This window comes from Pseudomonas sp. SORT22 (assembly GCF_018417635.1).
Classification (GTDB): domain Bacteria; phylum Pseudomonadota; class Gammaproteobacteria; order Pseudomonadales; family Pseudomonadaceae; genus Aquipseudomonas.
In genome coordinates, this window is the sequence record NZ_CP071007.1 from 97,108 (window position 1) to 122,844 (window position 25,737).

General features: G+C 62.1%; 28 protein-coding genes and 1 pseudogene. 12 read left to right on the forward strand and 17 right to left on the reverse strand.

Going from position 1 to position 25,737, the window contains the following annotated elements:
- Positions 1-5: 5 nt before the first annotated feature.
- The 4 genes from JYG36_RS00410 to coxB are packed head-to-tail and all read right to left on the reverse strand — an operon-like array spanning position 6 to position 4,271.
- A complete protein-coding gene (locus tag JYG36_RS00410; protein WP_045200702.1) occupies positions 6-893 on the reverse strand; it encodes a cytochrome c oxidase subunit 3 in 888 nt (295 codons plus the stop codon).
- A gap of 13 nt (positions 894-906) precedes the next feature.
- Complete coding sequence (locus JYG36_RS00415) at positions 907-1,476, reverse strand: cytochrome c oxidase assembly protein (protein WP_038997842.1); 570 nt, start codon at positions 1,474-1,476, stop codon at positions 907-909.
- A gap of 25 nt (positions 1,477-1,501) precedes the next feature.
- Positions 1,502-3,091, reverse strand: a complete 1,590-nt coding sequence (gene ctaD / locus JYG36_RS00420; protein ID WP_045200704.1) for a cytochrome c oxidase subunit I — start codon at positions 3,089-3,091, stop codon at positions 1,502-1,504.
- A 52-nt stretch (positions 3,092-3,143) separates the two neighbouring features.
- Entirely contained in the window at positions 3,144-4,271 is a 1,128-nt protein-coding gene (gene coxB, locus JYG36_RS00425; protein ID WP_213602812.1) for a cytochrome c oxidase subunit II, read from the reverse strand.
- 368 nt (positions 4,272-4,639) lie between these two features.
- On the opposite strand from coxB, the gene JYG36_RS00430 reads away from it, so the two are divergent.
- Positions 4,640-5,287 (forward strand): hypothetical protein, encoded by a 648-nt coding sequence (locus JYG36_RS00430; protein ID WP_213602813.1) that lies wholly within the window; start codon positions 4,640-4,642, stop codon positions 5,285-5,287.
- 12 nt (positions 5,288-5,299) lie between these two features.
- On the opposite strand, the gene JYG36_RS00435 is transcribed toward JYG36_RS00430, so the two are convergent.
- The 5 genes from JYG36_RS00435 to prlC all read right to left on the reverse strand — a co-directional run bounded on the left by JYG36_RS00435 (position 5,300) and on the right by prlC (position 11,472).
- Positions 5,300-6,832, reverse strand: a complete 1,533-nt coding sequence (locus JYG36_RS00435; RefSeq protein ID WP_249744386.1) for a SulP family inorganic anion transporter — start codon at positions 6,830-6,832, stop codon at positions 5,300-5,302.
- Between the two features lie 189 nt (positions 6,833-7,021).
- Positions 7,022-7,741: a carbonic anhydrase gene (locus tag JYG36_RS00440; protein ID WP_045200712.1), complete on the reverse strand. Its 720-nt coding sequence runs from the start codon at positions 7,739-7,741 to the stop codon at positions 7,022-7,024.
- A 245-nt stretch (positions 7,742-7,986) separates the two neighbouring features.
- Positions 7,987-9,048: a PA0069 family radical SAM protein gene (locus JYG36_RS00445; RefSeq protein ID WP_213602815.1), complete on the reverse strand. Its 1,062-nt coding sequence runs from the start codon at positions 9,046-9,048 to the stop codon at positions 7,987-7,989.
- 97 nt (positions 9,049-9,145) lie between these two features.
- Positions 9,146-9,424 (reverse strand): YheV family putative zinc ribbon protein, encoded by a 279-nt coding sequence (locus tag JYG36_RS00450; protein WP_045200716.1) that lies wholly within the window; start codon positions 9,422-9,424, stop codon positions 9,146-9,148.
- The gene (gene prlC, locus JYG36_RS00455) at positions 9,421-11,472 is read right to left on the reverse strand and encodes an oligopeptidase A (RefSeq protein WP_045200718.1); all 2,052 of its coding nucleotides are present in this window, start codon (positions 11,470-11,472) and stop codon (positions 9,421-9,423) included. The genes JYG36_RS00450 and prlC overlap by 4 nt, the downstream gene beginning before the upstream one ends.
- 91 nt (positions 11,473-11,563) lie before the next feature.
- Here prlC and JYG36_RS00460 point away from each other — a divergent pair, with 91 nt between their 5' ends.
- From JYG36_RS00460 to JYG36_RS00470, 3 genes are all read left to right on the forward strand, one after another.
- Entirely contained in the window at positions 11,564-12,112 is a 549-nt protein-coding gene (locus tag JYG36_RS00460) for a gamma carbonic anhydrase family protein (RefSeq protein ID WP_045200720.1), read from the forward strand.
- Between the two features lie 29 nt (positions 12,113-12,141).
- The gene (locus JYG36_RS00465; RefSeq protein ID WP_213602816.1) at positions 12,142-12,792 is read left to right on the forward strand and encodes an HAD family hydrolase; all 651 of its coding nucleotides are present in this window, start codon (positions 12,142-12,144) and stop codon (positions 12,790-12,792) included.
- Positions 12,793-13,038: 246 nt separating this feature from the next.
- Positions 13,039-13,968 carry an IS110 family transposase gene (locus JYG36_RS00470; protein WP_213601769.1) on the forward strand — a complete coding sequence of 310 codons (930 nt, stop codon included), beginning with the start codon at positions 13,039-13,041 and terminating at the stop codon, positions 13,966-13,968.
- 56 nt (positions 13,969-14,024) lie between these two features.
- On the opposite strand, the pseudogene JYG36_RS00475 reads toward JYG36_RS00470, so the two are convergent.
- Positions 14,025-15,101 (reverse strand): annotated as a pseudogene (locus tag JYG36_RS00475) (aminopeptidase); the annotation flags it as partial.
- A 66-nt stretch (positions 15,102-15,167) separates the two neighbouring features.
- Here JYG36_RS00475 and JYG36_RS00480 point away from each other — a divergent pair.
- Together JYG36_RS00480 and JYG36_RS00485 are read left to right on the forward strand one after the other, a co-directional pair.
- Entirely contained in the window at positions 15,168-15,581 is a 414-nt protein-coding gene (locus JYG36_RS00480; RefSeq protein WP_213602818.1) for a PA0061/PA0062 family lipoprotein, read from the forward strand.
- Positions 15,582-15,634: 53 nt separating this feature from the next.
- Complete coding sequence (locus JYG36_RS00485; RefSeq protein ID WP_045200724.1) at positions 15,635-16,048, forward strand: PA0061/PA0062 family lipoprotein; 414 nt, start codon at positions 15,635-15,637, stop codon at positions 16,046-16,048.
- Positions 16,049-16,051: 3 nt separating this feature from the next.
- Here JYG36_RS00485 and JYG36_RS00490 read toward each other — a convergent pair whose 3' ends face one another.
- Together JYG36_RS00490 and JYG36_RS00495 are read right to left on the reverse strand one after the other, a co-directional pair.
- Positions 16,052-16,285 (reverse strand): DUF1161 domain-containing protein, encoded by a 234-nt coding sequence (locus JYG36_RS00490; RefSeq protein WP_045200726.1) that lies wholly within the window; start codon positions 16,283-16,285, stop codon positions 16,052-16,054.
- Between the two features lie 73 nt (positions 16,286-16,358).
- Positions 16,359-16,784 carry an OsmC family protein gene (locus JYG36_RS00495; RefSeq protein ID WP_213602820.1) on the reverse strand — a complete coding sequence of 142 codons (426 nt, stop codon included), beginning with the start codon at positions 16,782-16,784 and terminating at the stop codon, positions 16,359-16,361.
- 186 nt (positions 16,785-16,970) lie between these two features.
- Between JYG36_RS00495 and JYG36_RS00500 the strand changes: the two genes are divergently transcribed.
- Positions 16,971-17,975 carry an LLM class flavin-dependent oxidoreductase gene (locus JYG36_RS00500; protein WP_093377667.1) on the forward strand — a complete coding sequence of 335 codons (1,005 nt, stop codon included), beginning with the start codon at positions 16,971-16,973 and terminating at the stop codon, positions 17,973-17,975.
- Between the two features lie 101 nt (positions 17,976-18,076).
- Here the strand turns inward: JYG36_RS00500 and JYG36_RS00505 are convergent, their stop codons facing one another.
- Positions 18,077-18,301: a DUF1161 domain-containing protein gene (locus JYG36_RS00505; protein ID WP_093377672.1), complete on the reverse strand. Its 225-nt coding sequence runs from the start codon at positions 18,299-18,301 to the stop codon at positions 18,077-18,079.
- 104 nt (positions 18,302-18,405) lie between these two features.
- Entirely contained in the window at positions 18,406-18,621 is a 216-nt protein-coding gene (locus tag JYG36_RS00510; RefSeq protein WP_213602822.1) for a dodecin, read from the reverse strand.
- A gap of 153 nt (positions 18,622-18,774) precedes the next feature.
- Between JYG36_RS00510 and JYG36_RS00515 the strand changes: the two genes are divergently transcribed.
- Positions 18,775-19,101, forward strand: a complete 327-nt coding sequence (locus JYG36_RS00515; RefSeq protein ID WP_045200734.1) for an ElaB/YgaM/YqjD family protein — start codon at positions 18,775-18,777, stop codon at positions 19,099-19,101.
- Here JYG36_RS00515 and JYG36_RS00520 read toward each other — a convergent pair.
- Entirely contained in the window at positions 19,098-19,994 is an 897-nt protein-coding gene (locus tag JYG36_RS00520; protein WP_176794201.1) for a LysR family transcriptional regulator, read from the reverse strand. The genes JYG36_RS00515 and JYG36_RS00520 overlap by 4 nt on opposite strands.
- A gap of 109 nt (positions 19,995-20,103) precedes the next feature.
- Here JYG36_RS00520 and trpB point away from each other — a divergent pair, with 109 nt between their 5' ends.
- A complete protein-coding gene (gene trpB / locus JYG36_RS00525; RefSeq protein ID WP_045200738.1) occupies positions 20,104-21,321 on the forward strand; it encodes a tryptophan synthase subunit beta in 1,218 nt (405 codons plus the stop codon).
- Positions 21,318-22,130, forward strand: coding sequence for a tryptophan synthase subunit alpha (gene trpA / locus JYG36_RS00530; protein WP_045200740.1), 813 nt, complete (start codon positions 21,318-21,320; stop codon positions 22,128-22,130). Before trpB ends, trpA begins: the two co-directional genes overlap by 4 nt.
- Positions 22,131-22,235: 105 nt before the next feature.
- Here trpA and JYG36_RS00535 read toward each other — a convergent pair whose 3' ends face one another.
- Complete coding sequence (locus JYG36_RS00535) at positions 22,236-22,565, reverse strand: DOPA 4,5-dioxygenase family protein (RefSeq protein WP_045200742.1); 330 nt, start codon at positions 22,563-22,565, stop codon at positions 22,236-22,238.
- A 77-nt stretch (positions 22,566-22,642) separates the two neighbouring features.
- Here JYG36_RS00535 and JYG36_RS00540 point away from each other — a divergent pair, with 77 nt between their 5' ends.
- On the forward strand, positions 22,643-23,260 hold the full coding sequence (locus JYG36_RS00540) for an NAD(P)-dependent oxidoreductase (protein WP_045200745.1): 618 nt from the start codon (positions 22,643-22,645) through the stop codon (positions 23,258-23,260).
- A gap of 65 nt (positions 23,261-23,325) precedes the next feature.
- Positions 23,326-24,897: a SulP family inorganic anion transporter gene (locus JYG36_RS00545; protein ID WP_213602823.1), complete on the forward strand. Its 1,572-nt coding sequence runs from the start codon at positions 23,326-23,328 to the stop codon at positions 24,895-24,897.
- On the opposite strand, the gene aroE is transcribed toward JYG36_RS00545, so the two are convergent.
- Positions 24,894-25,718 carry a shikimate dehydrogenase gene (gene aroE / locus JYG36_RS00550; RefSeq protein ID WP_213602824.1) on the reverse strand — a complete coding sequence of 275 codons (825 nt, stop codon included), beginning with the start codon at positions 25,716-25,718 and terminating at the stop codon, positions 24,894-24,896. The two genes, JYG36_RS00545 and aroE, sit on opposite strands and share 4 nt — an antisense overlap.
- Positions 25,719-25,737 lie beyond the last annotated feature (19 nt).

Genomic DNA, 25,737 nt, shown 5'->3' on the forward strand with positions numbered 1-25,737 from the left:
CCCGGCTACAGCACGTAAACGAAGATAAACAGCCCCACCCAGACCACATCGACGAAGTGCCAGTACCAGCTGGCCGCCTCGAAACCGAAGTGTTTGTCGGCGTTGAAATGCCCGCGCAGGATGCGCACCAGCATCACGATCAGAATCAGGGTGCCCATGGTCACGTGGGCGCCGTGGAACCCGGTGAGCATGAAGAAGGTTGCGCCATAGATACCCGAACCCAGGGTCAGCCCCAGTTCGGTATAGGCTTCGTGATACTCGTAGGCCTGCAGCACCAGGAACGACAAGCCAAGAAGGATGGTCAGCGCCAGCCAGGCCTTGAGTGGCCCGCGATGGTTCTTGCGCAGGGCATGGTGGGCGATGGTGATGGTGACGCTGGAGCTGACCAGCAAAATGGTGTTGATCAGCGGCAAGTGCCAGGGGTCGATGATGTCTTTGGGCGGCGGAAACAGTTTCGGGTCTGGCGTGTTCAGTAGCGGCCAGGAGAACTCGAAGTTCGGCCACAGCATGTGCGCCACGCCCTTGGCGCCGTCGCCACCAAGCCAGGGCCCGGCCAGGTTGCGCACGTAGAACAGCGCGCCAAAGAAGGCGATGAAAAACATCACCTCGGAAAAGATGAACCACGACATGCCCCAGCGGAACGAGCGGTCCAGCTGCGGACTGTAGAGCCCGGCGCGGCTTTCCTTGACCACCGCGCCGAACCAGCCGAACAACATGTAGGCCAGGCACAAGGCACCGAAGAAAAAGATCCACGGCCCGTGGGACTCCGGCCGCCCGGCCTTGAGGTCGTTGAACCAGGTGCCGAGGCCGAACACAGTGATGAACATGCCGACCGTGGCAATGATCGGCCACTTGCTTTGCGCCGGTACGTAATAATGCTCATGGGAAGCCATCGTGGTGTTCTCCTTATCGGGCGCCCTGTGCAACCGGGTCCGCCAGGTGTGCGACCGGCGGGTGGCGAGCGGTGATATCGAACAGCGTGTAAGCCAGCGTCAGGTGTTTCACATCCTTGGGCAGGTCACGGTCAACGATGAAACGCACCGGCATTTCGATGCGCTCCCCCGGCTGCAGCACCTGCTGGGTAAAGCAGAAGCATTCGGTCTTGTGGAAATACGCCGCCGCCTCGGCTGGGGTAATGCTGGGGATGGCCTGGGCGCTCATGGGTTTGTCGGTCGGGTTGCGAGCGATGAACACCATCTGGTTGACCGCCCCCGGGTTGACGTCGATCTGGTCGGCGGTTGAATAAAAATCCCAGACCATGTCGCTGGCGTTGGTCGACATGAACTGCACCTTCACCGTGCGGTTCAGGTCGCTGACCTGGGTGCCTTCGTACTGGCCGCCGGTCTTGCCGTTGATGCCGAACGCCTTGCACATCACGTCGTAGATCGGCACCAGGGCAAAACCGAAGGCGAACATCACCACGGTCAGCAGCATCAGCCGCCACACCAGGCGCTTGAGCGAGGTCCCTTCACTCATGGCTGCATCCTCAGGCCGAAGCGGTTCATTTCACTTCCGGTGGAGTCTGGAAGGTGTGGTAAGGCGCCGGTGACGGCACCGACCATTCCAGCCCTTCGGCGCCATCCCAGGGTTTGGCCGGCGCCGGAGCGCCGCCGCGAATGCACTTGATGACGATGAACAGGAAGAAGATCTGCGTGGCGCCGAAGGTGAAGGCGCCAATCGAGGAGATCATGTTGAAGTCGGCGAACTGCAGGTTGTAGTCGGGGATCCTGCGCGGCATGCCGGCCAGGCCGACGAAGTGCATGGGGAAGAAGGCCATGTTCATGCCGATGAACGACAACCAGAAGTGCAGCTTGCCCAGGGTTTCGTCGTACATGTGCCCGGTCCACTTCGGCAGCCAGTAGTAGGCCGAGGCGAAGATGCCGAAGATCGCCCCGGGCACCAGCACGTAGTGGAAGTGAGCCACCACGAAGTAGGTGTCGTGGTACTGGAAGTCCGCCGGAGCAATCGCCAGCATCAATCCGGAGAAGCCGCCGATGGTGAAGAGAATGACGAAGGCGATGGCGAACAGCATCGGGGTCTCGAAGGTCAGCGAGCCTTCCCACATGGTGCTCACCCAGTTGAACACCTTCACCCCGGTGGGCACCGCGATCAGCATGGTCGCGTACATGAAGAACAGCTCGCCGACCACCGGAATGCCGACCACGAACATGTGGTGGGCCCAGACGATAAACGACAGGAAGGCAATCGCGCCGGTGGCATAGACCATCGAGGTGTAGCCGAACAGCGGCTTGCGCGAGAACGCCGGGATGATCGAGCTGACCGCGCCGAAGGCCGGCAGGATCATGATGTACACCTCGGGGTGGCCGAAGAACCAGAACACATGCTGGAACAATACCGGGTCACCACCGCCGGCAGCGCTGAAGAAGCTGGTGCCAAAGTGGATGTCCATCAGCATCATGGTCACCACGCCCGCCAGTACCGGCATCACCGCGATCAGCAGGAAGGCGGTGATCAGCCAGGTCCAGACGAACAGCGGCATTTTCATCAGGGTCATGCCCGGGGCACGCAGGTTGAGGATGGTGGCGATGACGTTGATCGCGCCCATGATCGAGCTGATGCCCATCAGGTGGATGGCGAAGATGAAGAAGGTCACGCTTTCCGGCGCGTAGGTGGTTGAGAGCGGGGCGTAGAAGGTCCAGCCGAAGTTCGGTCCGCCACCGGGCATGAACAGGGTCGAGACCAGCAGCAGGAACGCGGCCGGCAACAGCCAGAAGCTGAAGTTGTTCATGCGTGGCAGGGCCATGTCCGGCGCGCCGATCATCAGCGGGATCATCCAGTTGGCGAGGCCAACGAAGGCCGGCATCACCGCGCCGAAGACCATCACCAGGCCGTGCATGGTGGTCATCTGGTTGAAGAACTCCGGCTGGACGATCTGCAGCCCGGGCTGGAACAGCTCGGCGCGGATGACCATGGCGAACGAGCCGCCGAGCAGGAACATCATGAAACTGAACCACAGGTACATGGTGCCGATGTCTTTGTGGTTGGTCGTCAGCACCCAGCGCATCAGGCCCTTGGCCGGCCCGTGGGCGTGCTCATGACCGTGGCTGTGGTCGTCGATCACTGCGCTCATGTCCTGTCTCCTGCAGTCCGGTGGCGGGGGCGCGGATAGGCATCAACCCGGCTCATTTGCTTTCTGCCTGTTTGAGCGCCAGCACGTCTTTTGGCGTGACCATATCGCCCTTGTTGTTGCCCCAGGCATTACGTTCGTAGGTCACTACGGCGGCGATATCGACTTCCGAGAGCTGCTTGCCGAAGGCGGCCATGGCCGTGCCCGGCTTGCCGTGGAAGACCAGGCTCAGGTGATCTTCCTTGGGTCCGGTGGCAATTTTCGAGCCCTTGAGCGCCGGGAACATCGGCGGCAGGCCCTGACCTTCGGCCTGGTGACAGGCCACGCAGGTGGTGTGGTAAACCTTGTCGCCGCGCTCGACCAGCTCTTGCAGGGTCCATTCCTTGCTGGTCAGCTCCTTGAGCTTGGCCGCCTCGGCCTTGCGCTCGCCGAGCCAGGTGTCGTAGTCGGCCTTGGACTTGACTTCGACCACCACCGGCATGAAGCCGTGGTCCTTGCCGCACAGCTCGGTGCACTGGCCGCGGTAGATGCCGGGCTTCTCGACCCGGGTCCAGGCTTCGTTGACGAAGCCTGGAATGGCATCGCGCTTGACCGCAAAGGCCGGCACCCACCAGGAATGGATAACGTCGGCGGCGGTGACCAGGAAGCGCACCTTGGCACCCACCGGCAGCACCAGCGGCTGGTCGACTTCGAGCAGGTAGTGCTCGTCCTTGGGCGCTTTGTTGTGGATTTGATCGGCGGGGGTAGCCAGGTTGCTGAAGAACTCGACATCCTGGCCCAGGTATTTGTAATGCCATTTCCACTGGTAGCCGGTGACCTGGATATCGACGTCCGACTCGCTGGCATCGTAGATATCGATCAGGGTCTTGGTCGCCGGAATGGCCATGGCCACCAGGATCAGGAACGGCACCACCGTCCACATGATCTCGACCCAGGTGTGCTCGTGAAAATGCGCGGGCTGCTGGCCGGTGGAACGACGGTGGATGATCATCGACCAGAACATTGCGCCAAAGACCACCAGGCCGATGATCACGCAAATCCAGAAAATGGTCATGTGCAGGTCGAACACTGCGTTGCTGACTTCAGTCGCCCCTGGCGCCATGTTCACGGTCCAGGCGGCGTGCGCCTGACCGAATACCGACCACAACAGGAGGCCCATCCAGACATGTGGATGTCGCATCATTGCGGGTTCCCCTTATCGTTCTTGTTATCCCGGAGGCGTGGACCTACGGCTAAGGGTACGGCGGCCAAGACTGCGAACTTCGACGACCGAGCCCCTGCGAACTGCAGTCGGGCCTCATCAGCGAATCACTTTCAAACCGGAGTATAGACAGCGACCCCGGCGCCGCAATGCGCACAGGGAAAACATCGGCAGAAGTTGAACGTTTGCGCGCAAAGCCGCTAATTACCTGGCTTGAGGCACAATGATGGCATTTAGATATAATTGGCGAATATTAAGTTGTTAATGGTTATGCCAAATGCGTCTTAGGCATTTTCAGAACCGAGCTACCTTATGTCTTCCGTTTGTCACGCCTTTACCCTGGAGTTGTCATGAACATCGCCGCTTTGCGCGAGCAGATTACCCGTGCCCGTCAACATGAGACCGAAACCGGCCAACTGAAAACTCAACTGGAAAACCAGCTACCCCACCTGCACCCTTCGATCCATCTGCCAGAGGCCGATGCCCAAGGCGCCCTGGTGCGCTTCGTCGACGCCTATATCGATCAGGTACCGGAACTGCTGGAGGCGGCCAACGAGGTTGCCCGCGAAGCCGGCATCGAGTCGCAGATCAAACCGGTGCTGAAAATCGCCGAGCAGTACTTCCTGCAACCGCCCGCCATCACCGATACCCACCTCGGCCTGGGCTGCCTGCTGGATGAGGCCTACCTGGCCCATCGCCTGGTGGAAGAAGTTAACGACTTGTACATCAAGCACTTCAACCAGCCGCTGATCCCGCTCGACACCACTGTGGCCAACCTGATCGCCCACCAGCTGATCGGCGAGCAGTTTGCCAACCAGCTGGATGAAGTGGTGCACCACTCGGTGGACGAGATGCTCAACGAAGAAAGCTTTGCCCTGGAGTCGGTCGAGCAGTACCGCGACAAGCTCAGCAGCCCGAACACCGGCGAAGCCTGGAAGCGCTGGCCGTGCCTGTCGCGTCAGCTGGGTGTGGGCCTGGAGCTGGATCAGTCGGCTTAAGGCTGATTCGGTTCAAGCCCCCAACCCGGCGGTTGTCCGCACCCGCCCTTCGACCCGGCGCTTGAGCCGCCGCTGCTCGATCAGCAGCCGCGAGCCCTTGCCGGAATTGGCCCGGCCCCAGTCCTCGAGCAGCTCCAGGCAGGAGTGGTCGATGTAGCTGAGGTTGGCCAACGGCACGTGCAGGGTGGTCCCGGGCGGAATGCCTTCCAGCACCTGGGCCAGTGCCGGCACCTTGAGAAAGGTCGCCGCACCGCTCAGGCGCAGTTGCATATGGCCCGGTTGATCAAGGCTGGCCACGCTGATTTTCAGGCGTGCGGCCTTGAGCGCAAGCTTCAGCAGGGTCAGGGCAAAACCGAGCAGTACGCCGGTCAGCAGGTCGGTGAAGATGATCGCCAACGCTGTCGCCGCATAGGTGAACATCGGCATCCGGCCATACCGCCCCAGCCCGCGAAAGGCCTTGAAGTCGACCAGCTTGATCCCGGTGTAGACCAGCACACCCGCCAGGCTAGCCACCGGAATCTGCTGCAGCACGCTGCTGAGCACCACCACGAAAGCCAATAACCAGACCCCATGCAGGATCGCCGACAGGCGCGTTTGCGCCCCGGCCTGGACGTTGGCCGAGCTGCGCACGATAACCCCGGTCATTGGCAGTGCCCCCAGAACGCCACAGAGCATATTGCCCAGGCCCTGGGCCGACAGTTCGCGGTCAAAGTCCGAGCGCTGGCCGTTGTGCATGCGATCGACAGCGGCTGCAGATAGCAGGGTTTCGGCGCTGGCGATAAAGGCCAGGGCAAAGGCGGCGACCAGCAGGTTGGGGTCGGCCAGGTGGAGCAGGTCGGCCGGGCTCAGCCAATCGATGGCTTCGCTGAGGTTAGCCGGCACTTCGACGCGGTTCACCGGCAATGCCAGCCAGATGCTGATCGCGGTCATCAAGGCCACGCCTAGCAAAGCCCCAGGCACGAAGCGCAGCGACTGCGGGCGCAAGCGCTCCCACCCCCACATGATGGCGATGGTGCCGAGCCCGAGCGCACCGGCCTGCCAGCCGTTGCCCGGGCTTTCTAGCGGCAACGCCTGGGCCAGGGTCGCCGGAAAGCCCAGCAGGTTGGCCAGGCCCGAAGGTTGCGGGGCGCTGTCGAACATCACATGCACCTGGGACAAGACAATCAGCACGCCGATACCCGCGAGCATGCCGTACACCACCGCCGGCGCCGTGACCCGGAACCAGCAGCCCAGGCGCAAACGGCCGGCGAGCAGTTGCAGCAGGCCGGCCAACAGCAGGATCGGGCCGAGCATCGCCACGCCATGCTGGCGCACCAGTTCGAACACCAGCACCGCCAGGCCGGCGGCCGGACCGCTGACCTGCAACGGCGAGCCGGCCAGCCAACCAACGACGATACCGCCGATGATCCCGGTGATCAGGCCCTTGGCCGGTGGCATGCCCGAGGCGATAGCGATGCCCATGCACAAGGGCAGGGCGACCAGAAACACGACTACTGACGCCAGTAATTCACGCGGCAAGGCCGCTTTCACTTGTGTCTTGTTCACCCTGTTACTCCTTCTCTCACGTTTCATGGCCATTCCAATGGCCGCTGGCACAACCCCTGACTTACGCGCAGCCGCATACCGCCAGCGGGCGCCGGCACGGCAATCAGGGAGATTCAAGGCAGTCGATGACCAGGCCGCACCAGGCAGGTGCAGCCGTCAATCAGCGATTCGCGGGGGTGTCAGGGACGCTTAGTAGCGGCCTTTGGGGGTGGCGCAGGGGATCGGCTGGCCTTGGGCTAGCGGCAGGAAGCTGTCGCTGGCGGCGTCATAGGCCTCGATCTGGCTGGTTTCGATGTCGTAGATCCAGCCATGGATATACAGCTGGCCGGCTGCCAGGCGCGAAGCCACCGACGGGTGAGTGCGCAAGTGGTGCAGCTGGGCGATGACGTTTTCTTTGGTCAGCACCTGCATGCTTTCATGCTCGCTGCCACAGGAGCAGTTGTCTTCGACCACCGTGCGGGCGACCTCGGCATGGCGCAGCCAGGCTTTGACCGTCGGCATTTTCTCCAGGCTCTGCGGGTTGAGCACCGCACGCATGGCGCCGCAATCGGAGTGACCGCAGACGATGATGTGGTGAACACCCAGGGCCAGCACCGCATATTCGATGGCGGTGGACACACCGCCGTTCATCTGCCCGTAGGGAGGCACGACGTTACCGACGTTGCGGGTCACGAACAGGTCGCCAGGGGAGCTCTGGGTAATCAGCTCGGGTACGATGCGCGAGTCGGCACAGGTGATGAACATCGCACGGGGCTTTTGCGCGGTGGCGAGTTTCTTGAACAGCTCTTGCTGCTCGGGAAAAACGTCATGATGGAAGCGCAGGAAGCCGTCGACGATATGCTTCAGAGCGGCATCGGCGCTCTCGGCTGGGGCTTGCGGGACAACCTTGGATGGGTCCTTGACGGGCATGATTCATCCTCTTTGACGGTTTTGGGTTAAGTCCATTTTACCGGGTTGATGATTCAAACGGCGTATGACAGTTGGATGAAATACGCGCGCCAACCATCACATCAGTTGTTGACTGAATTCCTACGCTACTCGGCGAAACTTAACTCAAACTGAATTGCGAGGCTCTAGAACGGGCGTTCCAGAGATTCAAAGAGGTGTCTGGATAATAGCAAAAAAACATTAATGGCCAATACCCATTAATGAAATCAGAGCAGCGACATCTGCCCGCCTGGAGGACAAAACGCTGTGCAATCAAGCGCGTAGCCTTCGCGCCGATTCAGCCCCAGGCGGCGGATCGCCTTGCTGAAGCGTTGCGCCAGCAACTCGGCAAATACCCCCTCGCCGCGCATGCGCGCACCGAAGCGGCTGTCGTACAACTCACCACCGCGGCTCTGGCGGATCAGGCTCAGTACATGATTGGCCCGTTGCGGGTAATGGTCCTGCAGCCATTGCTCGAACAGCGGTGCCACCTCCAGTGGCAGGCGCAGCATCATGTAGGCCGCGTTCAGGGCGCCGCTGGCCTTGGCCGCCTCGAGCAAGTGCTCAAGCTCGCTGTCGTTGATCATCGGGATCATCGGCGAACACAGCACACCCACCGGCACACCGGCCTCGGCCAGCACCCGGATCGCCCGCAGACGTGCCTTGGGCGCCGCTGCCCGTGGCTCCAGCGTACGCTTGAGCTCGTCGTCCAGGGTGGTCAGGCTGATCATCACCTGTACCAGATTCTGCCGGGCAAGCTCGGCGAGCAGGTCCAGGTCGCGCAGAATCAGTGAGCCCTTGGTGACGATGGTAACCGGGTGCCGGTAGCGCAGCAGCACTTCGAGCAGGCGCCGGGTCAGTTGTTGCTCGCGTTCAATGGGCTGGTAGGGGTCGGTGTTGGAGCCCAGGTTGATCGGTGCGCACACATAGCCAGGCTTGCTCAGTTGCTGTTCGAGCACGGCGGCAGCGTTGGTCTTGGCAATCAGCTTGGTTTCGAAGTCGAGCCCCGGCGACAGATCCCAATAAGCGTGGCTGGGCCGGGCATAGCAGTAGATACAGCCGTGCTCGCAGCCGCGATAAGGATTGATCGAGCGATCGAAGGGCAGGTCGGGCGAGTTGTTGCGGGTGATGATGGTCTTGGCGGTTTCGATGCGTACTTCGGTACCCTGGGTCAGGGGCACTTCCTGGTACCAACCGTCATCCTCGGCCACCGAGCGATTCGGGGCGAAGCGGTTATGGGGATTGCTCGCGGTGCCACGACCCCGCACCGGCCCTTGAGGATTGAACATGAAAAACCCCGGATACTGTTTTTATATACAGTACACGGGGCTAGTGTTCGATTCCAGTACCGCTGGGCGCCAGCCGAAAATGCTGGCGCTGGCGCGTTTACTCGGTTGTCTTCTTCAACTTCGGATTGGGGAAGAACTGCACCGTCTGCACCGTGGTCGCGGCAGGTTTCACCTCGACCTTGTTGACCCGCGTACCCAGTTCCTTGGGCACCGACAGCCCTTGCTCGTTAAGGGTGTCAGAAAAACCGCAGGCCACACATTCCCGGTGCGGAACGCTGTCTTCACTCCACATCATCAGTTTGTCCGGCTCGCTGCACGCCGGGCAGACCGCCCCGGCGATAAAGCGCTTTTTCGTTACCACAGGCCCATCACTCATGCCGCCACTTCCTCACTCAGGCCACTGTGGCGCAAGAGTGCATCGATTGACGGCTCGCGGCCACGGAAGTCGACGAACAGCAGCATCGGCTCCTGGGAACCGCCACGGGCCAGGATCGCTTCGCGAAAGGCGCGGCCGGTGTCGGCATTGAGCACGCCTTCTTCTTCGAAGCGCGAGAAGGCGTCGGCCGACAGTACTTCCGCCCACTTGTAGCTGTAGTAACCGGCTGCGTAGCCACCGGCAAAGATATGCGCAAAGCTGTTAGGGAAGCGGTTGTACGCCGGTGGGCGCATGACCGAAACCTCGTCGCGCACGCCTTCGAGCACTTGCAGCACGCTGCGGCCGTCGCCGTGGCTGGCATGCAGTTCGAAGTCGAACAGCGAGAATTCCAGCTGGCGAACCATCATCAGCCCGGACTGGAAGTTCTTCGCCGCCAGCATCTTCTCCAGCAAATCCTGGGGCAGGGCTGCGCCAGTTTCGTAGTGGCCAGAAATCAGCGCCAGGCCTTCAGGCTCCCAGCACCAGTTTTCCATGAACTGGCTCGGCAGCTCGACCGCGTCCCAGGCCACGCCGTTGATACCGGAGACACCGGCATGCTCGATGCGGGTCAGCAGGTGATGCAGGCCATGGCCGAATTCGTGGAACAGGGTGGTGACTTCGTCGTGGGTCAGCAACGCCGGCTTGCCGGGGGCGGCCGGGGTGAAGTTGCACACCAGGTTGGCCACCGGGCTCTGCAGCTGGCCGTCAGCGGTCAGGCGACGGTCGCGGGCGCCGTCCATCCAGGCACCGCCACGCTTGTTGGCGCGGGCATAGAGGTCGAAGAAGAAGCGCCCGACGTGCTGGCCGTGCTCCTTGATTTCGAACAGGCGCACGTCCGGGTGCCAGCTGTCGAAGCCCTTGAGTTCGGCAATTTCGATGCCGTACAGGCGCTGGACGATGGTAAACAGGCCGCTCAGCACCTTGTCGATCGGGAAGTAGGCGCGCAGGGTTTCCTGGGAAACGCTGTAGCGCTGTTCACGGAGTTTTTCCCCGTAGAAGCCGCTGTCCCAGCTCTGCAGGTCCGGACAACCCTGCTCGGCGGCATAGGCCTTGAGCTGGGCCAGGTCCTGGGTGGCAAACGGTTTGCTGCGCTTGGCCAGGTCACGCAGAAAGCTCAGCACCTGGTCGCTGGACTCGGCCATCTTGGTCGCCAGGCTCAGCTCGGCGAAGTTGGCGTAACCGAGCAGCTCGGCCAGCTCCTGACGCAGGTCGAGAATCTCGGCCATCACCGGGCCGTTGTCGAACTGGCCGGCATTCGGGCCCTGGTCGGAGGCGCGAGTGCAGTAGGCGGCGTAGATTTCTTCGCGCAGGGCGCGGTCTTCGGCGTAGGTCATTACCGCGTAGTAGCTGGGGAACTCCAGGCTGATCAGCCAGCCGTCGAGGCCCTTGGCCTGCGCCGCGGCGGCCATTTGTGCTTTGGCCGAATCAGTCAGGCCGGCAAGCGCCGCTTCGTCGCTGACATGCTTGGTCCAGGCCTGGGTGGCGTCTAGCAGCTGGTTGGAGAAACGGCTGCCCAGCTCGCTGAGCTTGCTCTGCACTTGCGCGTAACGCTGCTGCTTTTCGGCCGGCAGGTCGATACCCGACAGGCGGAAGTCTCGCAGGGCGTGTTCAAGAATAGTTTTTTGTGCCACATCGAAACCGGCAGCTTCGGGGCTGGCGATCAATGCCTCATAGGCCTGAAACAGCTCGCGGTTCTGGCCCATTTCGGTGGCATACGCGCTCAACGCCGGCAAGCAAGCCTCGTAGGCTTCGCGCAGTTCGGCGCTGTTGCACACGGCATTGAGGTGGCTGACCGGGCTCCAGGCGGCGCCCAGGCGGTCGTTGAGTTCGTCCATGGCCAGGATCAGGCCGGCCCAGCTCGGGCTCTTGCCCTGGGCCTTGAGGATGTCGGCAATGGCTGTACGGTTGTCGGCCAGGATCTGTTCAATCGCCGGCTGCACATGCTCGGCACGGATCGCCGAGAAGGGCGGCAAGTCATAAGACTGCAGAAGCGGGTTGTTCGCACTCACGGTTAAACACCTTGGCAGAAGAAACACTTCCCCATCTTAATTACAATCGACGCCGACCGCAGCCCTATCCATACCAAAGAGAATTCCTATCATGGCCATCCGTAGCTTCCAGCATCACACTCCCAGGCTTGGCGAACGCGCCTTTGTCGACCGCAGTGCCGTGGTACTGGGTGATGTCGAGATCGGTGCCGACAGCTCGGTGTGGCCATTGACGGTGATCCGCGGCGATATGCACCGCATCCGCATCGGTGCGCGCACCAGCGTGCAGGATGGCAGCGTGCTGCACATCACCCATGCCGGGCCGTTCAACCCGGACGGTTTCCCGCTGCTGATTGGCGATGAGGTAACCATTGGTCACAAAGTCATGCTCCACGGCTGCACCCTGGGCAACCGCATCCTGGTCGGCATGGGCAGTACCATCATGGATGGCGCCGTCGTCGAAGACGAAGTGATCATCGGCGCTGGCAGCCTGGTACCGCCGGGCAAGCGCCTGGAAAGCGGGTTTCTGTACGTCGGCAGCCCGGTCAAGCAGGCCCGCGCCCTGAGCGAGAAGGAGCGCGCGTTCTTCCCCTACAGCGCCGGCAACTACGTCAAACTCAAGGACCAGCACCTGGCCGAAGGCTATCACCTGCCCGAGTGAACCTGTCCACCGCCTTATTCGAGACCGCCATGCACCAGCAAAACATCCTCTTTGACCTCGACGGTACCCTGACCGACCCGCGCCTGGGTATCACCCGCTCGATCCAGTACGCACTGGCCAAGCTGGGCATCGACGAGCCGGACCTGACGCGCCTGGAACACTTCATCGGCCCGCCGCTGCTGCAGGCCTTCATGCAGTTCTATGATTTTGATGAGGCCAAGGCCTGGGACGCGGTGAATTTCTATCGCGAACGCTTCAAGGTCACCGGCCTATACGAAAACCAGGTGTTCGACGGCGTCAGCGAAATGCTCGAAACCCTGCAAGGGCAGGGCCGCACCCTGTATATCGCCACCTCCAAACCTTGGGAGTTTGCCCGCGAGATCGCCCGCCATTTCGACTTCGCCAAGTACTTCAAGGTGATCTACGGCAGCGAGCTGGATGGCACCCGCACCAACAAGGTCGAGCTGATCCGCCACCTGCTGGCCGAAGAAGCCCTGGACCCTGCGCACACCCTGATGATCGGCGACCGCAAGCACGACCTGATCGGCGCCCGCAGCAACGGCCTGGAAGCGGTAGCGGTGGGGTATGGCTTTGGTAGCCATGAAGAGTTGACGGCGGAGCAGCCGGCCTACCACTTTGCGACCTTGGCGCAACTGCACCAGGCGTTCCAGCGCGGCTGAGACCCTATCGCGGGGCAAGTCGGGTCGCCGCACCGCCGCTTGTGTCTTGAGGTTGGAATAGAATCAGAAGTGAGAGCGGTGAATGGCAAGCTGTACGCCGGTAGTGCTTAAAGCACGTGTGGGAGCAAAGCTGCCATTCACCTCTCCACTCTGGCCCGAGCCCGAACAGTTGATTGAGCGCCTCTCGAATCACAAGCGTGGGCCAAGCCAGAGCGCTCTCACAACTGAGTGTAAGAGGGTTCAGCCATGTTGTCTTCTGTTGGAATCGACACTGCCAAAGCCACGTTGGAAATCTGCATCAAACCTCAGAAAATCCGCTTCGAAGTAATCAATGAGCGCCCGGGCTTTGATGTGCTGATCGGGCGACTGAAGGACTTCAAGATCAGCAGAGTGTTGATTGAAGCGACCGGCGGCTACGAGAAAGAAGTGCTGATTGCATTGCGCTCGGCGGGTTTCGAAACCATCTGCATCAACCCAGCCCGTGCGCGGAAATTCGCCGAGGCGATGGGTAAAAAAGCCAAAACCGACAAGATCGACGCCGAGGTCCTTGCGGACTTCGCAGCACACCTCAGCGCTCCTCAAGGCCAACCGATCAGCCCGGAACGCGAAGAACTGCGCGAGTTGGTGAAGCAGCGCGCCCAATTTGTGCAGAGCCGTGATGACTACAAACGGCGTCGCCTGCAATGCCGCTCGGCAATGGTGATGGCCCACTTTGATGAGCACATCGAGCAGCTGAAAGTGCTGATCAAACGCCTCGACGAAGAAATTGACCAGGCGATGGTGCAACTGGACGACACCAGGGCGCGTCAGTTGTTGGCGGTGAGCGGAATTGGTCGGGTAACCGCCGCAAATCTGCTCGCCTCACTGCCAGAGCTGGGGCAATTGGACCGCCGTCAGATCGCCGCGCTAGTGGGCGTAGCGCCTTACAACAACGATAGCGGTAGCCATCAAGGGCACCGCCAGATATGGGGTGGCCGGGCGCATGTAAGGCGAGTCCTGTACATGTCGAGCTGGATCATCATCCGCCACAATACGGAATTTAAAGCACGCTACGAAGCACTTCGGGAGCGTGGCAAGTGTGCCAAGGTAGCCCTCGTGGCCTGTATGCGGGTGCTGATCGTCAGGCTGAATGCAATGCTGCGGGACAATACCCCTTGGCGAGTGCAAACAGCCTGATCAAGACAGTTGCTCCCACTGTAGGAGCGGCGGTGCGACGACTCGACTTGCCCCGCAATGCTTTTCAGCGCCTGCTGACGCTGCTCAAGGGGTAGCCGCCCGAATGCTTCTACTCGCTGATAAAACACCTGCCAATCGCCGCCCACCTCGGCAAACAGCTGGGCAAACGCCGGCACCCACTGGTCGTACAGACCAAACGGCAACAACTTGGCATTGTTCATCGGCGCATTGATCCAGGCGTCATAGCGTCCGACACCGCCCCACTGGTTATCGCGCAAGGCCCGGTATTCACGGCGCAAGCGTTCGAATTCGGCCTGCTTGCCCGCACGCTTGGCGGGTTCGGTGAGCGGCGCCGCATACAACGCCTTGAGCCGTTCGCGACTGGCCAGCACCAGGGCGACGAACTGCTCGCGCTGTTGGCTGCCATCTTCGATCAGCGTTGGCAGGCCCCGCGCCGCGCGCCATTGGCGAGTGCCTTCCTGCTCGACGAATGTGGCGAAGGACTCGTTGAACGCAGTGTCGTCCTGGACATAGACGCGTTGATGGGCCAACTCATGAAAGATCACCGTGGCCAGGCGTTCATCACCCCAGCCAAGCATGGAGCTGAGGATCGGATCGTCGAACCAGCCCAGGGTCGAATAGGCTTCGACACCGCCGACATAGACATCCAGCCCTTGCTGTTTCTGCAGCGCAGCCGCCCCGCGCGCGGCGCCCTGGTTGTAATAACCACGGTAGGCAACACAGCCGGCAATGGGGAAGCAATGGGTCTGCGGCTCCAGCGACAACTCGGGTGTGGCGAATACGTTCCAGACCACGAAGGGCCGACCGATATCGGCATAAACCCGATAGCTGCGGTTGTCCGGTAGCTTCAGCTGCGCGCTGGCGAAGGCGCGAGCTTGCTCGGCGTGCAGCAACTGCTGGCGCAATTTACTGTCGGTGGCCGGGTCTGCTACCAGCTCGGCAACCGGCTGGCGCGCCCGCAACAGCTGCCACTGACCGCTGGCCAGTTGCCCGTAGTAACTGACACTGGCACAACCGCTCAGCAGCCCGATGGCCAACAAGGGAACCAAGTAGCGAAAAAGACGGTCGAGTGCCCCATGACTTGAGCGCAACAAAAGAAATAGTCGAAGCATTGGTGTCCTGTATCCGCTCAAGTACTCATCCGCTTCAAGACTATCCTGCCCGGCTGGAGTTTTGCCATGCGTACACTGCTCGTCGTCAGCACTGTTGTGCTTCTGTCCGGCTGCGCCGGCCTTCCTGCGCCTGACCCCAACCAGGCCTGGATCGACCTTGCCCCTGGTGAGGACGACACCTTGCACGCCGTCGAAGTAGACGAGCGCGCCTGGGCCGACAAACGCTATTTCGAAGTACCGCCAGGCAGCCATGAGCTGACCGTGCGCTATCTGTTTGCGGTTACGCCAAGCAATATCGGCCCGGTCAACGAGCCACTGTGGCGCGATTGCCAGCTCAATGTGAAATTCAAGGATTTCAGTGCTGGCCAGCGCTACCAGCTTGAAGCCGGTAGCATCGGCTTCCGCCCCTGGGCCAAGCTCTATGACGAACAGCGCAAAGTGGTCGGCAAAGGCCAGCCGGCGGGCTGCCAGCGTACCTAAAGGCGTGAATGGCGCTATGCTTATGCTTTGTAACCCGCACGTCGGAGTTCGCCATGCGCCAGCCTGTGATGCTGCTCGCAATCAGTACCCTTGGAGCTTGCGTTAGCCCCCTGCCACCTGTGGATAACAAACAGGCCTGGGTCGACCTCTACACCATCACGCCGGGCAAGACACTGATGGCCGAACGGCTCGATGGCAAACGCCTGACCGATGGCCGGTTCTTTCAGGTGACGCCCGGTGCCCACGAGTTGGTGGTGCGGTTCGACTACGAGATCTACTCCGGTGGATTCAGTACCGACCCGACCGAGCGCACCTGCTACCTGACCATCAAGTTCGCGCATTTCAAGGCCGGCCAGCGCTATCGCCTGGAAGCCCGGGCCCCGGCCATGCAGCCCAGCGCCTACCTCTATGATGCCCAGCGCAAGATGGTCGCCGAAGAGTCCAACGACGTCTTCTGCACCCCCTGAGGCCTAGCGATCGTTCTTTTGGTAGATGATCTTCTTGGTGCCGCCTTCACAGCTGCCGACCACCATGTTCTGGTCGTGGACCTCGTCATTCTTGACGATTTCCAAGGTGTAGGAACTCACGTTGTTGGCCTGGATCTTGGCTTCGATCTCGGCCTTGAGCTCTTCACAGGGTTTCGGCGCGGCCAGCGCAGCGGTTGCCAGCAGCGAAGCCAGCACAGCGATTGCAACACGGATCATGGGACAGCTCCTTGTGGCGGCAGTCGTTCTACCGACCCTCATTTGACCACAAGAAGCGCGCCCCGGTTCTGCCTTAACTCAGCAGCGTCGCATCCAGGCTGATTTTCGCGTTGAGCACTTTCGACACCGGGCAACCGGCCTTGGCCTTGTTGGCGATCTCAAGAAACTGCGCTTCGCTAGCCCCGGGGACCTTGGCCTTGAGGATCAGGTTCACGGCAGTAATGGCAAAGCCATCCGGCAGTTTGTCGAGGGTCACTTCGGCGATGGTATCGATGCGCTCGGCGGTCATGCCCGCTTCACCGAGCATCATCGACAGGGCCATGGAGAAGCAGCCTGCATGCGCCGCGCCAATCAGTTCCTCCGGATTGGTACCCGGCTGGCCTTCGAAGCGGGTATTGAAGCCATAAGGGTTCTGCTTGAGAGCGCCGCTTTCAGTGGAAAGCAGGCCCTTGCCATCCTTCAAGCCACCTTGCCAGATAGCTGATGCTGTCTTTTTCATAAAGCCTCCTGAGCTCCCTGGGGCGCGGGATATCGCGCCTTGCCTTAATTTCAGAGAGCCCTGACGCAGGCAAGTTCAGAAGGATTACAAGCCCCGGCATTGATTCCTGCAGATGTGCCCATACAGAGCTAGAAAGGCCGTTGGATTGTTTGCGGCCACTCGACTGCCCAGGAGGCGCCAACGCCCATGAAGCAACTTGCCGATATCAAGATTTCCACCCTCGACCTGGTGCCAGTACGCGCCGACAGCGGCCCGGCGCAGTCCCTGCGCAACTCACTGGACCTAGCGCAACACGTCGAGAAGTTTGGCTACAACCGCTTCTGGGTGGCCGAGCACCACAACATGGATGGTATCGCCAGCTCCGCAACCTCGGTGCTGCTCAGCTACCTGGCCGGTGGTACCTCAACCATTCGTGTTGGCGCCGGCGGGGTGATGCTGCCCAACCATGCGCCACTGGTGATCGCCGAACAGTTCGGCACACTCGCCAGCCTGTATCCCGGGCGAATCGACCTGGGCCTGGGCCGCGCGCCGGGCTCCGACCAGATGACCGCCCGCGCCCTGCGCCGCGAACGCTCGGGCAGTGCCGACGACTTTCCCGATGACGTCGAAGAACTGATGCGCTACCTGGGCCCGCGCACGCCGGAGCAGAAGGTCATTGCCGTGCCGGGTTACGGTACCGAAGTGCCGATCTGGCTACTGGGTTCGAGCCTGTTCAGTGCACAACTGGCCGGCATGCGCGGTTTGCCCTACGCCTTCGCCTCGCATTTCGCTCCACGTTACATGCACGAGGCGATTCGCGTGTACCGCAACCACTTCCAGCCCTCGGCGGTGCTCGACAAGCCTTATGTGATGCTTGGCGTACCACTGGTGGCGGCCGAGACCGATGAACAGGCCGACTACCTGGCCACCTCGGTGTATCAGCGCATCCTCGCCCTGATGCGCGGGCAAAGCCTGGTGCAACGCCCGCCAGTGGAGACCATGGACGGCCTGTGGCTGCCGCATGAGCGGGAAGCGGTGGGCAGCTTCCTGGGCCTGGCGATGGTCGGCAGCCCGCAGAAAATCCGCGCCAAACTGGAGGTGTTGCTGGAGCAGACCGAGGCGGATGAGCTGATCTTCACCTGCGACCTGTATGAGCATGCCGACCGCATACGCTCTTATGAGCTGCTGGCGCAGACGGTTTTGCGCAGCTGAGGGCCCCATCGCGGGTCAAGTCGAGTCGTCGCACCGCCGCTCCCACATGTAGGAGCGGCGGTGCGACGACTCGACTTGCCCCGCGATGGATTCAATATCGATCAGCCGCGCTTGTAGACGATTTCCTTGGTGCCGCCTTCGCAGCTACCCACGACCTTGCCGTCTGCGGCAGCGCCTTTATCGACGATCTCTAGCGAATAGCCGCTGACACCCTTGGCGTCCAGCTTGGCTGCTATTTCGCCCTTGAGCTCTTCACATGGCTTGCCGGCTGCCAGCGCGGTACCGGCCAGCGTCATCAAACCTATCGCTACTACCAACTTCTTCATCGATCGCTTTCCTTGTTCAGATCAAAATAGAGAAGGGCGCCAGGAAGGCCGGGCGCCTCAGGACTGTGTAACGCAATTGACCCGCACAAGCCAGTGTCGCCGCATCAGCTGTTGACGATGCGAAAGCCCACTTTGAGCGTGACCTGAAAATGCGCGGCCTTGTTGTTCTTGATATGGCCTCGGGTGTCGACCACTTCGAACCACTCAAGGTGCTTGATGCTCTTGCCTGCTTCGGCCAGGGCATTGTTGATCGCCTCTTCGATAGAGGTGGGCGACGAGCCGACCAGTTCGATTTTCTTGTAGGTGTGATGATCAGACATAAGCAATCTCCTTTTTTAATGTGAGATAGAGCCTAGCAGCGCCGGGCTGTTTTACCTGCGAGGGGTAAATGCCGTTAAAAGTTCGACTGCACTTTCCCAGCAGCCTGTAGTCGGAACCTACACAGCTCAACTCAACCTCGAAGGAGAGTCACCATGGCCAACACCTCGCTGCGTAAAGCTTCGCTGCAAAGCATGGAAGCGGAAATCGAAAGCCTGCTCAAGTCACTGGAAAGCCTCAAGGACGATGCCTCGGATGAGTCGCGCAAAACCCTCAAGACGCTCAAGGGCAACGCCGAGAATGCCCTGCGCCATTCGCGCAGCCTGCTCAGCGATGCCTACGAAGAAGTAAAAACCAAGACCCGCGAGACTGGCCTGGCCACCCGCGATTACGCCCAGGAACACCCGTGGACCACCGCCGGTGTCGCCGTTGGCGCCCTCGGCCTGCTGGCCGCCTACCTGATGTGCAAACGCGGTAACTAAGCGGCCTGGCGCGCAAGCTCCGCGCGCAACCAGCCGGCCAATTGCTCGGCGCGCCCGTCTGCGGCGCGTCGCGGCACCCACAGGGCCAGCGCGGCCTGGGTTTCGCAAAAACCCCATGGCGCCGCCAGGCGCCCGGCGCGCAAGTCGTCGGCTACCAGCGGTTGCGGCGCAATCGCCACGCCCAACCCTGCCACTGCAGCCTCCAGCAAGTAATACAAATGCTCGAAATCCTGCCCGTAACGCAGCGCCTGCGGGTCGATACCTTGCTGCGCCGCCCAACTTGGCCAGGCTTGCGGGCGCGAAGTGGTCTGCAACAGGGTTTGCGTCAGCAACGCCTCGGCTGGCGCCTGCTGCAAGCGGCTGAACCCGGCAAAGTGCGGGCTGAGCACCGGGCCAATACACTCCTGCGCCAGCACATGCACTTGCATATCCGCAGGCCAGGGCGGCTCGGCAAACACCAGCAAGGCATCCAGCCCTGGGCGACGCGGGTCGAGATCACCTTCACCGGCCGACAGGTGCAGGCGCAGTTCCGGCAAATCCGCTTTTAATCGCCCCAGCCGTGGGATGAACCAGCGCGCCAGCAGGCTGCCGGAGCAACCGAGGACGAACGGCGCATCGGCGCCGCTCTGGCTGATGTCCGCACACGCGCCGCGCAAGCGCTCGAAGGCATCACTACTGGCATCGCGCAAACGCACCCCGGCATCTGTGAGTTTAAGGCCACGTCCTTCCTTAACGAACAAGGCCACCCCAAGGTGTTCTTCGAGCACCTTCAATTGCCGGCTGACCGCGCCGTGGGTAACGTGTAGCTGTTCGGCCGCCTGGCTGACGCTATTGAGCCGGGCAGTGGCTTCAAAGGCCCGCAGGGCATTGAGTGGGGGCAGGTCCTGGCGCATGACGTGTGAGTTTTCCTGACAGGTTGTCGCAATCTTATCGGTTTTCAGTTGCGCGTGTCGTGGTTAGAGTAAAGCCATTCCCGACTTCACTACCGCCCTGGAGCGACCCATGACCCAGACCAACTTCCGCGCCGGCCCCGATGCCAATGGCCTGTTTGGCGCATTCGGCGGCCGCTACGTGGCAGAAACCCTGATGCCGCTGGTGCTCGACCTTGCCCGCGAATATGAAGCAGCCAAAGCCGACCCGGAATTTCTCGAGCAACTGGCGTACTTTCAGCGCGACTACATCGGCCGCCCGAACCCGCTCTACTTCGCCGAACGCCTGAGCGAACACTGCGGCGGTGCAAAGATCTTCTTCAAGCGTGAAGAGCTCAACCACACCGGCGCGCACAAGGTGAACAACTGCATCGGCCAGGTGCTGCTGGCCAAGCGCATGGGCAAAAAACGCCTGATCGCCGAAACCGGCGCCGGCATGCACGGCGTGGCCACTGCCACCGTCGCCGCGCGCTTCGGCCTGCCTTGCGTGATCTACATGGGCGCCACCGACATCGAGCGCCAGCAAGCCAACGTGTTCCGCATGAAGCTGCTGGGCGCAGAAATCGTTCCGGTCACCGCCGGCACCGGCACCCTCAAGGACGCGATGAACGAGGCCCTGCGCGACTGGGTCACCAACGTCGACGACACCTTCTACCTGATCGGTACTGTAGCGGGCCCGCACCCGTACCCGGCAATGGTCCGCGACTTCCAGTCGATCATCGGCAAAGAGACCCGTGAACAGCTGCAAGCCAAGGAAGGGCGCCTGCCCGACAGCCTGATCGCCTGCGTCGGCGGTGGCTCCAACGCCATGGGCCTGTTCCACGACTTCCTCGATGACGCCAGTGTGCAAATCATCGGCGTCGAAGCCGGTGGCCACGGGGTCGACACCGACAAGCATGCCGCCAGCCTCAACGGTGGCGTACCGGGCGTGCTGCACGGCAACCGCACCTACCTGCTGCAGGATGCCGACGGCCAGATCACCGACGCCCACTCGATTTCCGCCGGCCTCGACTACCCCGGCATCGGCCCGGAACACGCCTGGTTGCACGAAGTGAAACGCGTCGAGTACGTCAGCATCACCGACGACGAAGCCCTGGCCGCGTTCCACACTACCTGCCGCCTGGAAGGCATCATTCCGGCCCTGGAAACCTCCCACGCCCTGGCCGAAGCGATCAAACGCGCACCGACCCTGCCCAAGGATCACCTGATGGTGGTGTGCCTGTCCGGGCGCGGCGACAAAGACATGCAAACCGTGATGAGCCATATGGCCGCCCAGGAGAAACAGGCATGAGCCGTCTTGAACAACGCTTCGCCGAACTGAAGGCCGAAGGCCGCTCGGCACTGGTCACCTTCATCACCGCAGGCGACCCTGGCTACGACGCTTCGCTGCAGATCCTCAAAGGCCTGCCGGATGCTGGCGCCGACGTCATCGAACTGGGCATGCCGTTCACCGACCCGATGGCCGACGGCGTGGCAATCCAGCTCGCCACCCTGCGCGCCCTGGACGCCGGTCAGACCCTGGCGAAAACCCTGCAAATGGTTCGCGAGTTCCGCGTCGACAACCAGACCACGCCGATCGTGCTGATGGGCTACTACAACCCGATTCACCGCTTTGGCGTCGAGGCCTTCGTGGCTGAAGCCAAGAAAGTGGGCGTGGATGGCCTGATCATCGTCGACCTGCCGCCGGAGCACGACGCCGAGCTGGCCACCCCGGCCCAGGCCGCGGGCATCGACTTCATTCGCCTGACCACCCCGACCACCGACGACGTGCGCCTGCCGCGCGTGCTGGAACGCAGCTCGGGCTTCGTCTACTACGTGTCGGTTGCCGGTGTTACCGGTGCCGGTTCTGCGACCACTGAACACGTCAGCAGCGCCATCAAGCGCCTGCGCCGGCACACCGACCTGCCGATCAGCGTCGGCTTCGGTATCCGCACGCCAGAGCAGGCTGCGGCGATTGCTAGGCTGTCGGATGGCGTCGTGGTCGGTTCGGCGCTGGTCGACAAGATAGCCAATGCGGCCACTGCCGAGCAGGCTGTGGGTGATGTGCTCGAGCTGTGCTCGGCGCTGGCCCAGGGTGTGCGGGGTGCACGCAAGGCCTGATCCCTGTGGGAGCGGCGGTGCGACGCCTCGACTTGCCCCGCGATTGCGGTCCATCAGACAGATCGCAATCGCGGGGCAAGCCCGCTCCTACCTCGGAGCTGTAAACTACTTGAAAATCGTCAGATCCAGCGGCCGCACCGCCCCCATCCAGATCGCATGATCACGATGATCGGCCAGCTCGTCACCAGTCAACGGATGCAGAAACACCACCAGCCCTTGGCGATATAACGCCAGCCAGGGCAGCACCACCCCCACCACTTCAGGCCCGAAGGCCAACTGGCAGCTCCAGTCCGGGTGCGGCCCGACCGGCTTCTGATGCATGCGCCCCATGGTCACCGGAAACAGCCGAGCGGCTTCTTCGCACAACTGGCGAGCCTGCTCCAGGGTGCTGGCGTCATAGTAGATATGCGCGTGATAGCCCTTGATCCTTTGCACGAAAACTCCTTAATCGCAACGAACCTGCGCCTGGCTACGCGGGTCAAACGATCACCCGTTGCCAATGGAGTGATCTGGTGAAAAATGCCGAAACCCCAGTGTTCAAACTGGTCCTGCTTGGAGGTTTAAGCAGCCTGGGCAGCGCCCTGATGGCCGAATTGCTCAAGCGCCAGCATGAGGTGATCGCCGTGGTCGATGATCTCAATACCCTGGCACCGCGCCCCGGCCTGCACTTCAAGACCGGCGGCCTCGATACTGCCGATCAGGCCGAACAAAGCGTGGCCGGCGGCTCGGCGGTGGTCTGCCTGTTGCCAGCACTGGCGCCCGATGACTTTGCCACGCAACTGCGCATGAGCCAGGCGCTGATCGCCGGCATGTCCCGCACCACTATACGCCGGCTATTGCTGGTGGGCGATTTCACCGTACTGGAGCAAAGCGAGGGGCACAATCGGCAGCAACGGGCCTGCGCCGAACGGATCGTCGACCTGTTGCAGCGCAGCCCGCTGCACTGGACCCTGATCAACACCCCGCAGCAAGTTGCCGGCCTGGGCATCGAGCACTTTCACCAGACCCATGGCACCCTCGAGCCGGGTTTGGCCGAACCACTGCAACGCCTGGCCCGAGTGGCAGCGGCCATGGTCGATGCCCTGGAGCTCAAGCTGCACCACGGCGAGCATGTGAACTTTGTTTTCTGACGCGGCTTGCACCCGAGCGCCCGACATCGCACCCTGAACAGCTTCCGCCTGCAATAGAGAGTGCCATGGCCTGGCCTGACCGCCACCGACTGCTGCCGTTTCTCACCTGGTTGGCGCGCCAGACCGGGGCCAGCGTGCGTCGCGATCTGCTGGTGGGCCTGAGCGGGGCGATCCTGGCCCTGCCGCAATCAATCGCCTATGCCCTGATTGCCGGGCTGCCGGCCGAGTACGGGCTGTACGCAGCGATCGTACCGGTGATCATCGCCTGCCTGTGGGGCTCGTCCTGGCACCTGATCTGCGGGCCGACGGCGGCAATCTCGATTGTCCTCTATGCCAGCATCAGCCCCCTGGCAGTTGCGGGCAGCAGTGACTACATCACCCTGATCCTGCTGCTGACCTTCCTCGCCGGGGTGTTTCAGTGGTTGCTGGGGCTGCTGCGCTTCGGCGCGCTGGTCAATTTCGTCTCGCAGTCGGTAGTGCTGGGTTTCACCCTCGGTGCTGCGCTGGTCATTGCCCTCGGGCAATTGCCCAACCTGATGGGTATCGACTTGCCCAGCCAGGCCACCGCCCTGAAGACCGTGCAAAACCTGCTGGCGCATGCCCCGGAGGTGGATTGGCCCTCGTTGTTGCTGGGGCTGGGTACGCTGCTGCTGGGTATTGCGTTGAAGCTATTGCAGCCGCGCTGGCCGGGCCTGTTGATAACTCTGGCGGTGGCCAGCGTGCTGGTCTGGCTGCTCCCAGGCGTTTTCGGCCATGTGCAGTTGGTGCCCGGTTTCATCGGTCAGCTTCCACCGATAAGCCCCTTGCCGCTGCTGGACCTGGAGCTGATTTTGCGTCTGCTACCCAGCGCCGTGGCGGTCGGCATGCTTGGCCTGGTTACCAGCCTGTCGATTGCCCGCTCGCTGTCAGCGCGCTCGGAGCAACTGATCGATGCCAACCAGGAAATCCGCGCCCAGGGCCTTTCAAACATGGTCGGGGGATTTTTCTCCGGCTACCTGTCATCCGGTTCCTTCACCCGCTCCGGGCTCAGCTATGAGGCCGGCGCCCGCTCGCCCCTGGCCGGGGTGTTTTCCGCCCTGTGGGTAATGTTGTTTGCAGTAGCAGGGGCGGGGCTGATCGCGCATATTCCGATCCCGGCCATGGCCGGCAGCATCCTGCTGATCTGCTGGGGCCTGGTCGATCATCGGGCGATCCGCGCGCTGTTTCGCGTCAGCCGTTCGGAATTCCTGGTGATGGCCCTAACGGCAGCAGCAACACTGTTGCTCGAGCTGCAAACGGCGATCTACGCCGGGGTGCTGGCGTCGCTGTTCTTTTACCTCAAACGCACCTCACGGCCACGGGTGCAGCAGTCCCGCGAAGGGGATGCCGACGTGTTGCGGGTGGGAGGGTCAATCTTCTTCGGCGCCAGCCACTACCTGCAGGTGCGCTTGCAGCGTTGCCCAGGGCCGCAGGTGGTGATCGATGCCCGGCAGATCAACTTCATCGATTATTCCGGGGTCGACATGCTTCATCGCGAAGCGCGTCGCCTGGGTCGTGCTGGCGGCAGCCTGACGCTGCGCCGGGCGCGGGCGCAAGTGATCGAGGAGTTGCACAAGCTGGAGGGGGCAGCGCACTGCCCGATCCGCTTCGAAGATTAGCCGCGCGCCAGTTGACGGCGCAGTTCGTCGAGCACCGGCGCGGTGTCGGGGCGCACGCCGCGCCAGATGTAGAACGCCTCGGCGGCCTGCTCGGCAAGCATACCCAAGCCATCGAGGACCTTGGCCGCCTTGTGCTCGCCGGCCCAACGGCAGAAGGGCGTAGGCTCCTTGCCATACATCATGTCGTAGCACACGGTCTTGCCGGGCTCGATCAGGCTAGGGGAGATCGGCGGCAGCTCGCCGGCAAGGCTCGCCGAGGTGGCGTTGATGATCAGGTCGACCGGCTCTTCAAGCCAGTCGAAGCCGCTGGCAGCCACCGGCCCCAGGTCGGCGAATTCACGGGCCAGTTGCTCGGCTTTTTCCACCGTGCGGTTGGCGATTACCAGCGAAGCCGGGTTGTGCGCCAGCAATGGCTCCAGCACCCCGCGCACGGCACCGCCGGCGCCGAGCAACAGGATGCGCTTGCCAGTCAGTGGCACCCCGGCATTGACGGTAAGGTCGCGGACCAGGCCGGCGCCATCGGTGTTGTCGCCCTGCAAGGTGCCATCGGCGAGCTTGCTCAGGGTATTTACCGCCCCCGCGCGCTGGGCCCGTGGGGTCAGGCTATCGACCAGGCGATAGGCTTCTTCCTTGAACGGCACGGTGACGTTGGCACCCAGGCCCTGCTTGAAAAAGCCCTGGGCGCACATGCTGAAGTCATCCAGCGGCGCCAGCAGGGTGCTGTACTCCAGTTGCTGGCCGGTCTGGTCGGCGAACAGGCGATGGATCAGCGGCGATTTGCTGTGGCCGATCGGGTTGCCGAATACAACGTACTGGTCCATTCAGGCGGTTCCTGGGTCA